This window comes from Trichococcus sp., from assembly GCF_049684335.1.
Lineage (GTDB): Bacteria > Bacillota > Bacilli > Lactobacillales > Aerococcaceae > Trichococcus.
Window position 1 is genome coordinate 98,133 of record NZ_JBAVFV010000045.1, and the last position, 13,518, is coordinate 111,650.

At 49.4% G+C, this 13,518-nt stretch carries 11 protein-coding genes and 1 riboswitch; of the genes, 1 reads left to right on the forward strand and 10 read right to left on the reverse strand.

Features of this window, described 5'->3' with window-relative positions:
- Positions 1-4 precede the first annotated feature (4 nt).
- From WBM30_RS08325 to WBM30_RS08350, 6 genes are all read right to left on the reverse strand, one after another.
- Positions 5-505 carry a GNAT family N-acetyltransferase gene (locus WBM30_RS08325; RefSeq protein ID WP_424900274.1) on the reverse strand — a complete coding sequence of 167 codons (501 nt, stop codon included), beginning with the start codon at positions 503-505 and terminating at the stop codon, positions 5-7.
- Positions 502-1,887 (reverse strand): adenylosuccinate lyase, encoded by a 1,386-nt coding sequence (gene purB, locus WBM30_RS08330; protein ID WP_424900276.1) that lies wholly within the window; start codon positions 1,885-1,887, stop codon positions 502-504. The genes WBM30_RS08325 and purB overlap by 4 nt, the downstream gene beginning before the upstream one ends.
- Positions 1,888-2,128: 241 nt before the next feature.
- Positions 2,129-3,580, reverse strand: coding sequence for a UDP-N-acetylmuramoyl-L-alanyl-D-glutamate--2,6-diaminopimelate ligase (locus WBM30_RS08335; protein ID WP_424900277.1), 1,452 nt, complete (start codon positions 3,578-3,580; stop codon positions 2,129-2,131).
- A gap of 223 nt (positions 3,581-3,803) precedes the next feature.
- A complete protein-coding gene (locus WBM30_RS08340; protein WP_424900278.1) occupies positions 3,804-4,469 on the reverse strand; it encodes an SIMPL domain-containing protein in 666 nt (221 codons plus the stop codon).
- Between the two features lie 104 nt (positions 4,470-4,573).
- Positions 4,574-4,807, reverse strand: coding sequence for a hypothetical protein (locus WBM30_RS08345; protein WP_424900279.1), 234 nt, complete (start codon positions 4,805-4,807; stop codon positions 4,574-4,576).
- 226 nt (positions 4,808-5,033) lie between these two features.
- Positions 5,034-5,807 (reverse strand): hypothetical protein, encoded by a 774-nt coding sequence (locus WBM30_RS08350; protein WP_424900281.1) that lies wholly within the window; start codon positions 5,805-5,807, stop codon positions 5,034-5,036.
- Positions 5,808-6,060: 253 nt separating this feature from the next.
- Positions 6,061-6,136, forward strand: a riboswitch (Fluoride riboswitch).
- Positions 6,137-6,180: 44 nt separating this feature from the next.
- On the opposite strand from WBM30_RS08350, the gene WBM30_RS08355 reads away from it, so the two are divergent.
- Positions 6,181-7,383 (forward strand): cation:proton antiporter, encoded by a 1,203-nt coding sequence (locus tag WBM30_RS08355; protein ID WP_424900370.1) that lies wholly within the window; start codon positions 6,181-6,183, stop codon positions 7,381-7,383.
- 48 nt (positions 7,384-7,431) lie between these two features.
- On the opposite strand, the gene WBM30_RS08360 is transcribed toward WBM30_RS08355, so the two are convergent.
- Genes WBM30_RS08360 through kdpB form a run of 4 tightly spaced genes read right to left on the reverse strand, consistent with a single transcriptional unit; the run spans position 7,432 to position 13,514 of the window.
- A complete protein-coding gene (locus WBM30_RS08360; protein ID WP_424900283.1) occupies positions 7,432-8,139 on the reverse strand; it encodes a response regulator transcription factor in 708 nt (235 codons plus the stop codon).
- Positions 8,129-10,864: a DUF4118 domain-containing protein gene (locus WBM30_RS08365; protein WP_424900285.1), complete on the reverse strand. Its 2,736-nt coding sequence runs from the start codon at positions 10,862-10,864 to the stop codon at positions 8,129-8,131. Before WBM30_RS08365 ends, WBM30_RS08360 begins: the two co-directional genes overlap by 11 nt.
- Positions 10,865-10,889: 25 nt before the next feature.
- On the reverse strand, positions 10,890-11,447 hold the full coding sequence (gene kdpC, locus WBM30_RS08370) for a K(+)-transporting ATPase subunit C (RefSeq protein ID WP_424900286.1): 558 nt from the start codon (positions 11,445-11,447) through the stop codon (positions 10,890-10,892).
- A 9-nt stretch (positions 11,448-11,456) separates the two neighbouring features.
- Entirely contained in the window at positions 11,457-13,514 is a 2,058-nt protein-coding gene (gene kdpB, locus WBM30_RS08375) for a potassium-transporting ATPase subunit KdpB (RefSeq protein ID WP_424900287.1), read from the reverse strand.
- Between the last annotated feature and the right edge of the window lie 4 nt (positions 13,515-13,518).

Below are 13,518 nucleotides of genomic sequence, written 5' to 3' on the forward strand. Positions count from 1 at the left end.
CCTTTTATTTGAATGATTTTATGATTATTTTTTTGAAATAAGCGGTGATATGCCCCAAACCGAGGTCTGTCTCCGCGATTTTTTTATAGCCTCTTTTTTCATACAACTGCGGCAGCCATGGATGCTCGACTGCCGTGCCCAAGGTGACTGCCGGACATTTCAGTTGGTCGCGCGCGATGTCTTGTTCGATGAAATCCAACAAACGGCTGCCAATCCCTTTTTTCCCTGCGGTCGGCGAAACTGCCAACCAGCCGATGTGCGGTAACCCTGCCGGACCCGGATTCGGTCCCCAAGGCATCCGCAACGAGATCGTCCCCAACAATTTACCATCCTCCTCCAAAAGGTAGCAGACATTGTTGGTTATGTGTTTTTTCGCGGCTTCCGTGTCCGCATTCGCCGCGGCAAAGTGGATGCCCAGCTCCGTATTGGAAACATAGGCTTGACGGAGCAGTTCCGCCAGTGCGGGCGCATCCGCTTCCTGCGCCAAACGGAAATTTTGCGTCATTGTGCATCCGCTCCTTCTGCGCTGTTGTTCAGGCCGGTTGCTGCGAATCGCTGTAGCACCTCGTCGACTTTTTGCGGAGCCGAACCGAGATAGGTTTCCGGATCAAGCAAATCGTCGATATTTGTTTCGGTCAGATGCTGACGAACCGTTTCATTTTCCACCAAAACGTCGCGGAAGGAACGTTCCTCCTCGACCGCGGCCATAGACAATTCATAGACAAGATGGTGGGCCGTCTGTTTTCCCAATTGCTCGGACAGAACGAACATAATCCTTTCCGACAGCAGCAAGCCGCCTTGCAGGTTGAGATTGCGCAGCATATGCTTCGGTTTCACGACCAAACCTTTCAGGACGGCTTTCGTGGTGGCCAATTGCGAGGAAAGATAAATGCAGATTTCCGGCAAAGCAATCCATTCGCCCCTCCAGCTCATCGCATCGCGCTCGTGTTCGACCATCGTCGATTGTTGGATCAAGGAGACATTCGCCAAAATCGGACGCGTCAGACTGGCAATGCCTTCGAATGCCGCCGGATTGCGTTTATGCGGCATCGTCGAGGATCCGATTTTCCCGGGTGTGAACGGCTCTTCGACTTCGTCGATTTCGGTCCGCATCAGGTTGTAAAATTCATTCCCGACCTTTCCGAGCGTTCCGCTGATGAGGCCGATGATGCTGGCGTATTCCGCGATTCGATCGCGCGAAGACTGCCAGCAAATATCGGGTGTGTTCAGGCCCAAGCGCGTCAACGCAGCGGCTTCGATAGCGGGACCTTGCTCACCGAAAGAAGCATAGGTTCCGACCGCTCCAGCGATTCCGCCCACGAAAACCCGTTCTTCGGCTTCCCTTAAGCGATCCAGATGGCGCAGCACTTCGCTGAGCACGACCGCCATCTTGAAGCCGAATGTCGTCGGCATGCCTTGCATTCCGTGTGAACGGCCCGCCATCGGTGTCGTGCGGTATTCAGCCGCAAGCCGTGCCAATTCACGCGCGATTCCCTCCAGTTCGCTGATGAAAATCTGATGCGCTTCCTTCAATTGCAGCATTGTCCCCGTATCCACGATATCCTGCGTCGTCGCGCCGAAATGCACGTATTCGCCGTCCGCCCCGCTCAACTCCTGTAAGGCATTGATCGTCGGCATCAAAGAATGCTTCAGCTTAGCTCCACTGGCCGCCAGCGCCTCCAGATTGATGTATGCACTCTTCGCTTTCGAAGCGATCGTATCGGCCGCAGATTGGGGAATCAAACCCAGTTCTCCTTCTGCTAATGCCAGTGCCGCTTCAACGTCCAGATGCTTCTGAAGTCGGTTATCCTCCGACCAGACCCCACGCATCGCTTCCGTTCCGAAATTGTTCCTCATCATGATCATGTCTATCACATGTGATGCCATTTGTCTGATACCTCCCCAATTTATCTCCGCATTTTCATGCTATGCCTGACTTCTTCGGTCTGCGCACGCATTTTTTCCGTTCAAAATGAATAAAAAAACAGCTTATGCTAGCTTACCATTTCAAAGTGGCTTGGCATATTCCGCATTTCCGAACACGCTTGATAGGAAAAATCGAACACCCGAATAAACCAAAAAAGCCGCAAAACACTCTTTCTAAGTGTTTCACAGCTCTATAACCATTCTATTTTTCTGAATTTTTCAGGTACAGCACCGTTTCCTTGTCGGAAGCAGTCGGTAAGGCGTAGCCCGTCTTGTATTTCTCATGGCCTTTTCCGGTAACCAGAATCCAATCGCTTGCCCGAGCCTCATTTACTGCTGCTTGGATGGCCAATGTCCTGTCCATTACGATATCAATTTTATGCGTCCCAGCAAATTGGTGCTGATAATCAACATATTCCTGCCTCATCGCTTCTTCAGGAACGCTGTTCAAATCGTCGGTAGTTAAAATCACACGCGCACTCTGATCAGTCGAAGCCGTGATCATTTCATCCCGCTTCGATGCATCCCGGTTGCCGCGGAAGCCGAAAATGTGCGTGATTCTTTCCGCTCCGTCCTTATGAATCGATGTCAGAATCGAAGTGACCGCTTCCGGCGTATGCGCGTAATCGATGATACAGTGGATTCGATCCTTCAGATGGACGATTTCGTACCGCCCCGGCACACCCGCAAAAGAACGCATCTGTTCTGTGACATCCGCCAAAGGATAGCCGAGATCCTGAATCACCGCACTAGCCATCGCAATATCATAGAGATTGTGCTCACCTGGCATATGCGGATCCAACGCTGACGTCTCATCCGAAATATCCAAGGTGACCTCCTGATTGGTCATCTTTTTGATCGACAGCGCGGCATCTTCCTGATGACCCACGGTGATGACCGCTGCCCCCTTGGTGACCAGACGCTGCGCCAGTTTCAGCCCCCAGGCGTTATCGGTATTGACGACCGCTTTCCCATCCGGCTTCAGCTTGTCGAACAGCTGTGCCTTGGCTTCGAAATAAGCCGCCATCGTTTTGTGGTAATCTAAATGATCGTGCTGCAGATTCATGAACAGGGCGTAGTCGAAAGCGACGCTCTCCAGACGGTATTGGGTCAGCCCGTGCGAAGAGACTTCGATGACGACAAAGTCATCCTTTGACGCCGCAATCAGCTCATGCAGTTTTTCGGCATTCGGTGTCGTGTTGGGCGTCGGATATTGGATCCCGTTGATTTCATTGTAGATGGTACCGATCATGGAAACGGTAAAGCCCTGCTGCTCCAACAAATGCTTGAGGAAAAAAGCAGTCGTCGTCTTACCGTTCGTACCAGTAATGCCGATAATGCGTTTCCTGCCGGATGGATGATTATAGAATTTATCCGCCAATTGGCCCAGCACTCGGCGACTGTTGGCGACTTTTAGGTAAGGAATCGGCAATGCCTCTGGGCAATCGTGTTCGCCGACGATCAAAGTGGCTCCCTGCGCGATTGCATGCGGGATATAATCATGGCCATCCTTTTCAAAGCCAGCGATGGCGACAAATACCATTCCGTCCTTGATGTCCCTGGAACTATCGGTAATGCCGGTGATTATTTGTTCTCCATCCCACTTCGGCTGCTCTCCCAGCTGATAATCAGACAACATTTCTTTCAGTTTCATGGATATGCTCCTTTAGTGAGATTTCTAGCGGGCTTCAGTATACTTATCAAATGCGAATTTTTTATGATTTTTTGTAAGTACTACGCGTTGCCTTGTATAGGATATAACATCACGGCGCTTCTCTGTACTGTTATGTTGCAGAATTTTTTTTGCGTTGGACGGAAATATTATGATAAATATTCGACTTTAAACAATACCTTATCTAGTAAGGAAGAATTGCCCATCAAGCCATTTTTGGATTCAGTATTTCCCAGACGACCGTCACCGTATCGCTGTTGCTGATGTCTTCCGGTTCGAGATCGATCATCGGAGCGCTGTCATAGGCCATCTTCGCTGAAGCCGCATAGACTCGGGAGCGCACTTCTATTTCTCCCCAGTCATAATCGATCGACAAGATTTTCCCAAGCATGACACCACCCGCAGCGGCAAGTATCTGTGCCTTCCCCTTTGCGTCACGCACGGCATCCTCCAGTAAGGCTTGCTCTACCGCCTGCTGATTCTTCAGGAAAAAGTAGACCGAAAATTCCGGACTCGCTTCGCAAGTCGACAAAGCCCACAAAATTTCGCCAAGGCGCTTGCTGTCGTTTTCAAAAATAATTTTAAGATCATTCCGGTAGCGATAGCCTAGGAAGTAGCGCTTGTTTTCACCGCGGAAATCGTTCCTGTGCTCATACGCGCTATCGATTGAAAAGTGTGTGGACCGGATTTCCTTTTTTGAAAATCCGAGTGGCAACAACGTTTCCCGGACTTGCTCCAGCGCCAGGGCGGCATGCTGCATCGCCAATTCGTACGTGTCCTTGATACCCTCCAATTGCAGTGAAATGACGATAGCATCTGGTGGCGCGCTGGCGGAACCTTTGCCCTTGACAGTCATTCTTGAAATTTCCATGTTGGTTATCCCCTTTTTGAATGGATCTGGTTCATTCTCCTGAAGCTTAGTGATCGGAAAGCGGTTTCACAAGAATCAAGGCCTAACTACAAAAAAACAGTCGTTCAAGACGACTGTCCGGTTTCTTTCCCATTCTGTTCCTTTACCGCCAAGCGATCAACCAACTTGCGCACACCATACGTTAAAGGGATCGAAAGGTGCAAGGCGACCTGCAGACCGTGCAGCATCACAAATTCCACCGTATTGATCGGTACAGGCAAATCCATGCCCAGCTGATACAGCTGATAAGCCTGCTGTACCTGCAGCCCGGCCATCGCCAAAAGAAAGCGTTGCTCCAAAAAGGTCGGCGCGTATATTGGTCAAAAAAGACATTCCGATAGACAACGTTCACCAAAAAGAAAAGGGCACTGGCCATGATAATGGTCATAATTGCATTTTGGTAAGAAATCCCGCCAATTCTATCAACTGGCATAGATATATAAACAAGAAGTAACGCTGTCATGATCAACAAACTGTAAAAGCCGAATTTGTAACGAACTTTCTTTTGATTCTCATCGTAATATTTCAAAAAAATCCATCCACATCTTCCACAAAAGATCCGACCAATTCGTTCATTTCACTTTCCAGCATATCGATTTCGCAATAGGCAAGCGTCGGATTGTTCGCAGCGAAATAGCGGTAAACTTGGTTCACGCGCACGCGGAATTGTTTCGGGCTGATCGACAACTGGTTCGCGCGCTTCAAGCCGCCCTTCTCGCTCAAGAGAAACTGCCGGTTCAATGCATGAATGACCTGAACCCAGGAACAGGCAGCTTGGAAGAAGCTCCCGCTAGCGTAGTGGATGCCCCCTTGCATAGCAGCACTATGGCCATTTTTGAGTGACAGTGCTGCCTCCTTCATGAAATAAGCAATCGTCGCTTGGCGCAGTTTTTCCGGATATGCACCCTGCTCTGAAAGCTTTTCCTTCAGCGCCTTAATCGGTTGGTCCGGTTCTTCCCAGAGAATTCGGCCATAATGGATTTCAGCCGCGTAGCTGCTGTTTACGACGCCAAAAGGATGGCCGCTCTCGTGCTTGATCGTAATCTTCCCGGCGAGGCAATCAGAGATGGCGTCCACAACAGGATCGATCTCCCTTAGTCTGTAATGTAGGGGCCCCTCGATATCATCCAACCGACGGACCAGATATTCCAGTTCCTGATTGGTCAGTCCTCCAGCGAGATGGTACAGCAAGATAGCAGATTCCGTTGTATTGTCTCCACCTCCGTAACCCACGATACCTTTCAATCCGGGAATGCTTTTCAGTTCGCTTACAATCTTTTCTCTGTTCACTTGGTCCACGCATGCCACCTCACATTTTTCTGATGGAAAACATTATCGGAACGGCCGGTCGAAAAATCGAATAGCCCCACAACTAGTGGTACCTGGCCTTGGATCGTACAATTTGATTACTTTTATCCTATCATTTTTAGGCAATTATCGCAATTTTGACAATATCTCCGATATCGGAAAAATGTTGTGGAAACAGTACCCAATCACTGATGCGATTTCCATCCCCCCTTGTCTGACTTCTGAAAACATGCTATCATTCTATCTATAACGAGGGAATGAATGTCTCCCAAAGCAAATCGCTTAAACCGCTTATACAAGCTGATGACTTCTGCGCAATAGGCGCAGTCCGTCGTCAGCTTTTTTTAGTGGCAATAATTTGGAGGTGCAACTTTTGATTTACAGTCTCGCGCTTATTCTCATAATCAGTTTTCTTCTCAGTTCACTCTTTACCCGGTTCCAACTTCCCGGCTTGTTGGGCTTAATTTTGACCGGTATTCTGTTGGGTCCTTACGGAATGGATCTGATGGTGCCGGAATTACTGGCCATTTCCGCAGATATCCGAAAAATCGCCTTGATTGTCATTCTGGTACGCGCTGGCTTGACGATGGACTTAGGCGATCTTAAAAAAATCGGTCGCCCTGCTGTCCTGATGACCTTTTTGCCGGCGACCTTCGAAATCCTGGCGGTCATCCTGTTGGCGCCGAAATTGTTGGGTATCACTTTACTGGAGGCTGCCATCCTTGGGGCGGTTCTTGGGGCCGTTTCCCCGGCTGTCGTTGTTCCGCGCATGATTATGCTGATTGAGAGTGGCTACGGCAAAGCTAAAGGGATTCCGCAGATGATTCTGGCCGGTGCATCCGTCGATGACGTTTATGTCATCGTCCTATTCACCTCATTCATGGGCATGTATACCGGCAGCGGTTTCCAGGCGATTACGCTGCTTTCCGTTCCGGTTTCGATTGCCTTGGGTCTGCTTGGCGGTCTACTGGTCGGCTTGGGTCTGGTTTTTCTCTTCAGGACATTCCACATCCGCGATACGATGAAAGTGATGCTGGTGCTGAGCGCTTGTTTCTTGTTGGTGACGGCTGAGGATTCTTTGGCAAAATTCATTCCCTTCTCTGGGTTGCTCGGCGTCATGGCTGTCGGAGCCACTTTATTGAAAAGACGCCCGGAATTGGCCAAACGACTGAATAATAAATTCTCCAAAATCTGGTCCGCGGCGGAAATCTTCCTGTTTGTTTTGGTAGGATCGGCTGTCGACATCACAGCCTTGGGTGGCGCCGGCTTCGCGGCTGTTGCCTTGATTTTCGGAGCTTTGATTTTCAGGATGATTGCAGTCTTTCTGGCGGTTTCAGGCACAAACCTGAATGCGAAAGAACGCATTTTTTCAGCGATGGCGTATACGCCGAAAGCCACTGTCCAAGCAGCCATCGGCTCGATCCCTTTAGTCGCCGGAGTGGAAGCCGGCAGCATCATTTTGAGCGTCGCCGTTTTGGCGATCATCCTGACTGCGCCGATTGGTGCCACCTTCATTGATCGGACCTATAAAACATTATTGACGAAGGATGCCTCATCAAGAAACTAAGAAAAGATACGCCCTCAAGCGCATAAGCGCTTGAGGGCGTATCTTTTCTTATTCTTCCAATTCTTCGACCATACGGTAACCGACTCCGATTTCAGTCAGGATATATTCCGGTTCCGCTTGATTTTTTTCTATTTTTCGGCGGATATTGGCCATGTTAACCCGCAAGGTCCGGTTCTCATCCATATATGGCCCCCAGACCGCCTTCGTGATGAAGTCATGTGTCAGGACTCTTCCCGCGTATTGCGATAACAGGACAACGATTTTGTATTCGTTGGGAGTCAAATGGACCTCTTTCTTCCTTACGGCCACTTTCCTCTTTTCATAATCGATCGTCAATTCTCCGACACTGAAGCTGCCCGCTGGCAATGCCGAAGTATTCACTTGGTGCAGGCTATGCCGCAAGGAAGTACGAATGCGCGCCAACAATTCCGAAGTGCTGAATGGTTTGGTGACATAGTCATCCGCACCGCAATCCAACGCCTCCACTTTTTCCCGTTCATTGCCGCGCGCGGATACGACCATGACAGGCACAGCGGAGAAAGTACGGATTTTTTTCAGGACCTCCATCCCATCTATATCAGGCAAGCCCAAATCCAACAGAATCAAATCTGGATTGTAGGAGGTCATCAACGCCATCCCTTCCTTGCCACTCGCCGCTTTCAGAACGGTATAGTCATTTGAAAGCAGGATAGCGGTCAAAAAGTCGGTAATGTGCTGCTCATCCTCAATCAAAAGTATCGTGAGTTTATTTTGCATGCTTTTCTCCTTCTGTCAATGGGAGTGTGAATTCGAAGACAGCACCGCCTTCGAGACGGTTTACTCCCTTCATTTTCCCGCCATGCGCCTGCACAATCGTCATGCAGATGGACAGGCCAATTCCCATACCTCTGGATGAATCTGAACTTTTTTGGTTAGCAACCGAATTTGCTTCAAATAGGAAAGGAAATTGTTCATCTGAAATCCCCTCTCCATAATCGACTACGGCAAAGATTGCCTCATCTTTCTTTTCATGCAGATAGAGATCAATGACAGAATCATCCGGGGAATGCGTAATGGCGTTCTCCATCAGATTGATCAGTACCTGCATGATCAACGTGGCATCCATAGGTACAAACAGCGCTTTTTCGGGAATACTGACTCTGAACCTGCGTTTCGGAAACCTCTTTTTGATTCGGCTGAGCGCATCGGAAATGACCTCCTCAGCAATCTCATCTGTTTTATTTACGGACACGGAACCTTCTTGAATACGGGTAACTGACAGAAGGTTTTCCACAAGCCGAATCAGCCACTGCGCCTCGCTCTGGATCGAAGTCAGCAACTTATGCTGCGTTTCTTTGTCGAAACTTTTTTCGTTTTCCAGCATGGCGGAACTCGCCCCCAAAATCCCTGTCAAGGGTGTCCGCAAATCGTGGGAAATAGAGCGGAGCAAATTACTCCTCATCTTTTCCCTTTCATTTTCCACAATCGTTTCCCTTTGTTTATCGGACAGTTGTTGGCGTTCAAAAGCTAAAGCTATCAGCGAAGAAATCATCTGGAGTGTCGAACGGCTTTCTTGATTAACAATACCTTCTCTGCAGCCGATTCCGACTACGCCCAACACGTTCCTTTCAGATGCAACCGGCATGTAAAAACCATCCGCTCCGCTCAGCGTATCCGTACCTGATCCGGCAATTTTATTGTTCAAAAACACCCAATTGGCGACCGCTTCCTCGTCCCGGGTGAGCAGGTAGTCCGCCTCTGCTCTATTTGAGCTGCTGACTGAGGTCTTCGGGATTCCTCCCTTTTCATCGATGGCATAAAAAACAACTGGGCGATTGAACGAACGACTAATATAATCATTCACAATAGTAACGATGCTGTCGAGGCCGCGTGTTTTTAATAACTGCCTGTTGATATCATACAAGACCTGCAGGCGCTGCTCCCGCTCCACTATCAGTCTAGCTTGGATCCGTGAACTCGTGATGAGGCTTGATGTGATCAAAGCAATGATCAATAATATAAAAAAGGTGACCAAATACGATGGATCATCGGTTTTGAAATGGAAAATCGGATCTACGAAAAGGACATCGAACAAGAGCACACTGACCACGGAAGCAACAATTCCATAAGCATAGCCATCCGTTGCCCGCGAAGTCAAGATGACCGCAAGCAGATAAACCATTGCCAAATTATGCTGTTCCACTCCCCAGGATTTCAACAGATAAGAAATCACGGTTGTCACAAATAAAATACCCACCATCTTGTTCGTATGGGTGCTGGACATTGTCCACCAACTCAACCACCGCTTGAATGAAAAGCTGCGGAGCGCCGTCCCTTGGGAAGCATCGGGGTCGTTGTTGGAAAGGATATGGATCTCGCTTTTGTCCAACAAGGAAATGAGTCTGTCCTCAAAATCATGTTCCCATAGACTGCGGATACCTTTTTTCTTTTTGCTTTTTCCGATGACGATGTTCGTAATCCCCGACATATTAGCAAATTCTGCCAATGCTTCAGCAACATCACTCCCATGCAAAATCAATGTTCTGGCACCCAATTTGTCCGCCAGCTTCATATTTTCCTCTAAGTCATCCTGCTGTTGAGGAGACAGCTTGCTCTCGTCTCCGGTCGCAACATGGACGGCTGTCCATTTGCAATGAAAAGCCTCCGCCGTCCGTGCAGCCCAACGGATATTTTGCGCAGAAAAAGGCGAGGAGGTAACGCATGCCAAAATGTTTTCGTTCACTTGCTTATCCAAGGAACCAGCAGTCGCCTGCTGTTCAGCGCTGATCCGGTCAGCCAACTTGCGCATGGCGATTTCACGCAGCAAGCGTAGATTTTCTTTCGTAAAAAAATTCTGTTGGGCCAGCTTCACCTTGTCTTCCCGATAGATTTTGCCTTCCTTCAACCGTTGGATCAGTTCTTCGGAATCGATATCGATCAGCTCAATACTGTCGGCCCGTTCAAAAATATAATCAGGTATTGTTTCATTCACGATCACATTGGTTATTTGAGCCACGACATCCTTCAAACTCTCGATGTGCTGCACATTGACTGTCGTATAAACGTCAATGCCCGCCCGTAGAAGTTCTTCGACATCCTGATACCTTTTTTTGTTCCGGACACCGATTGCATTCGTATGCGCCAATTCGTCGACCAAAATCAACTCTGGGTTCCGTTTCAACGCGGCATCCAAATCAAACTCCTGAAGCTTGATGTTCTTGTAGCTGATTTCTTGCGGCGCAAGGACCGGCAACCCAGGCAAAAGGAGATTCGTCTCAGGACGGGTGTGCGGTTCGACGTATCCGACGACGATATCCACACCTGCAGCCAGTTGATCATGGGCGTCTTCCAGCATCGCATAGGTCTTCCCTACTCCAGCCGCATAGCCAAAAAATATCTTCAGTTTGCCGAATTTTTGGCTGGCCCGTTCTTCCGTTTGCTTGATCATTTTCAACAACTGCTCCGGATCAGGGCGCACATCCTCCTGTCTTCTCATTGCCATCCTCACTTTCCTGTGTTATTGCTTCTTATTCAGCGGCGGATGCTTCATCCAGCGCTAAGTTCACTTCCAGTACATTCACTGCAGGTTCACCGAAAATTAAGAAGGCCCGTCCGGACGTCTGTTCATCGATGATGTCTTGCACTTGCTTAGCATCCATTCCGCGTTCCGCAGCTATACGTTCCACTTGGTAGGCGGCTGCCTCCGGTGAGATATGCGGATCGACACCGCTTGCTGATGCCGTCACTAGTTCCATCGGGATATCTGCTTGATTCAAAGGATTCAACTCTTCCCAAAAGTCGATTCTTTCCGAGACTGCTGCCGCCTGCTCCCCGCTTGAAGGGGATATGTTGCTGACGGTTTGCGGCCGTCCGATCAGATATTGCGGTTCCGTGAATGCTTGCCCCAATAAGCTGGAACCCACAAGTGTTTCTGGACCTTCCTGTGTTTCTATGGTAATCATACTACCATTCGCTTTATCTTGAAAGAGCAACTGTGAGATCCCCGTTACAGCTACTGGATACAAAATCCCGCAGATGACGGTGAAGACAGCCAGCAATCTGATGCTTGTTCCAAATTTCTTCATGTTTTCCTCCTATACTAATCCGAATAACGTGATGATTAAATCGATCAGCTTGATCGCAATGAACGGCGCTACCAGACCGCCTAATCCGTAGATCAAGATGTTACGCTTCAGCAGTTTCCCGGCAGATATCTCTTTATAAGGTACCCCTTTTAACGACAACGGAATCAAGATAATGATAATCAACGCATTGTAGATGATCGCCGACAGGATGGCGCTGTTTGTGCTTGTGATGTTCATGAAGTTCAGCACGCCCAGCTCAGGGTAGATGCTGAGGAACAGCACAGGGATGATGGCGAAGTATTTCGCAACGTCATTTGCGATACTGAATGTGAACAAAGCTCCACGCGTCATCAGCAGTTGCTTCCCGATACGGACAATTTCAATCAACTTCGTCGGACTTGAATCCAGATCGATCATGTTTCCGGCTTCTTTGGCTGCCTGCGTCCCGGAATTCATCGCCACGGCCACATCGGCTTGTGCCAATGCGGGGGCGTCATTGGTCCCGTCGCCCGTCATGGCCACCAGATGGCCTTCCCGCTGATATTCGCGGATCAGGTTCATCTTATCTTCAGGTGTCGCTTCCGCCAAAAAATCATCCACGCCCGCTTCGGCTGCAATCGCCGCAGCGGTCATCGGGTTGTCGCCGGTAATCATGATGGTTTTGATGCCCATGCTACGCAAATTATGAAATTGCTCCTTCACGCCGTTCTTCACGATATCCTTCAAGTAGATGACGCCCATAACTTCATAGTTCTTCGCTACCACAAGCGGTGTCCCGCCTTTTGTGGCGACTTCCCTGACGATGGCATCGCACTCTTCGGGAAAGGATTCACCGTGGTCAAGCACATAAGTCTTGACGGTATCGGCTGCTCCTTTGCGTATTTCATTCCCTTGATAATTGATTCCGCTCATCCTCGTCTTCGCGGTGAATTCGATGAATTCTGCCTGCAGCGCGCCCATATTGCGACCGCGGATATTGAACTTTTCTTTCGCCAAAACGACGATGGATCGGCCTTCCGCAGTTTCATCCGCTAGTGACGACAGCTGCGCAGCATCTGCCAAGTCCTCGATGCTTACGCCAGCAACCGGATAGAATTCAGCGGCTTGGCGGTTACCCAAGGTGATGGTTCCAGTCTTATCCAGCAGCAAGATGTCGACATCCCCGGCCGCTTCTATGGCACGGCCACTCATTGCCAGTACATTCGCTTGATTCAAACGGCTCATCCCGGCGATACCGATCGATGACAGCAGCGCACCGATCGTCGTCGGAGCCAAACAGACAAGTAAGGCGATGATGTTCGTGATCGTAATGGCATTCCCTTGACCAGTCACTTGTGCTGAAAAGGCGGTGAAAGGAAAGAGCGTGCCGCTCACAACCAAGAAGATGATCGTCAGCGTGACCAGAATGATTTGCAGCGCAACCTCGTTCGGCGTCTTCTTTCGCGAAGATCCTTCAACCATTGCAATCATCTTATCCAGGAAACTTTCTCCGGCCTCCGCAGTCACTGTAATGACCAGCCAGTCGGACAAGACGGTTGTCCCACCTGTCACAGCACTTCTGTCGCCGCCAGATTCCCGGATGACCGGCGCTGACTCGCCAGTAATGGCACTCTCATCAACGGATGCAGCCCCATCAACGACATCTCCGTCCATCGGTATTTGACCGCCGGCTTCCACAAAGACCAAGTCGCCTTTCTTCAGGCTGCTCGAAATGACCCACTCAAACGTGTCATGGTTTTCCTTCGTCAATAACCTTTTCGCTTGGACATCGGAGCGGGCACTGCGCAGCGTATCAGCTTGTGCGCGGCCGCGTCCTTCGGCAATCGCCTCCGCAAAATTCCCGAAGAGCACAGTGAACCACAGTATCAGCGTGATGATGAATGTGTAACCTGAAGACTCATCCTTTGTTCCCGTCAATGAAAGAAAAAACAGGATAGTCGTGAAGATGGCACCCAAGTATACGACCAACATGACCGGATTGCGCACTTGTATTTTCGGTGACAGCTTCTTGAATGACTGTTTGACCGCATCCAGCAATATATCTTTTGATATGGCATTATTTTCCATTTTT

Bases quoted from the DNA above. Each gene is read 5' to 3' on its own strand.
- WBM30_RS08325 (WP_424900274.1), bottom strand. From the start codon at position 505: ATGACGCAAAATTTCCGTTTGGCGCAGGAAGCGGATGCGCCCGCACTG.
- purB (WP_424900276.1), bottom strand. From the start codon at position 1,887: ATGGCATCACATGTGATAGACATGATCATGATGAGGAACAATTTCGGA.
- WBM30_RS08335 (WP_424900277.1), bottom strand. From the start codon at position 3,580: ATGAAACTGAAAGAAATGTTGTCTGATTATCAGCTGGGAGAGCAGCCG.
- WBM30_RS08340 (WP_424900278.1), bottom strand. From the start codon at position 4,469: ATGGAAATTTCAAGAATGACTGTCAAGGGCAAAGGTTCCGCCAGCGCG.
- WBM30_RS08360 (WP_424900283.1), bottom strand. From the start codon at position 8,139: ATGCAAAATAAACTCACGATACTTTTGATTGAGGATGAGCAGCACATT.
- WBM30_RS08365 (WP_424900285.1), bottom strand. From the start codon at position 10,864: ATGGCAATGAGAAGACAGGAGGATGTGCGCCCTGATCCGGAGCAGTTG.
- kdpC (WP_424900286.1), bottom strand. From the start codon at position 11,447: ATGAAGAAATTTGGAACAAGCATCAGATTGCTGGCTGTCTTCACCGTC.
- kdpB (WP_424900287.1), bottom strand. From the start codon at position 13,514: ATGGAAAATAATGCCATATCAAAAGATATATTGCTGGATGCGGTCAAA.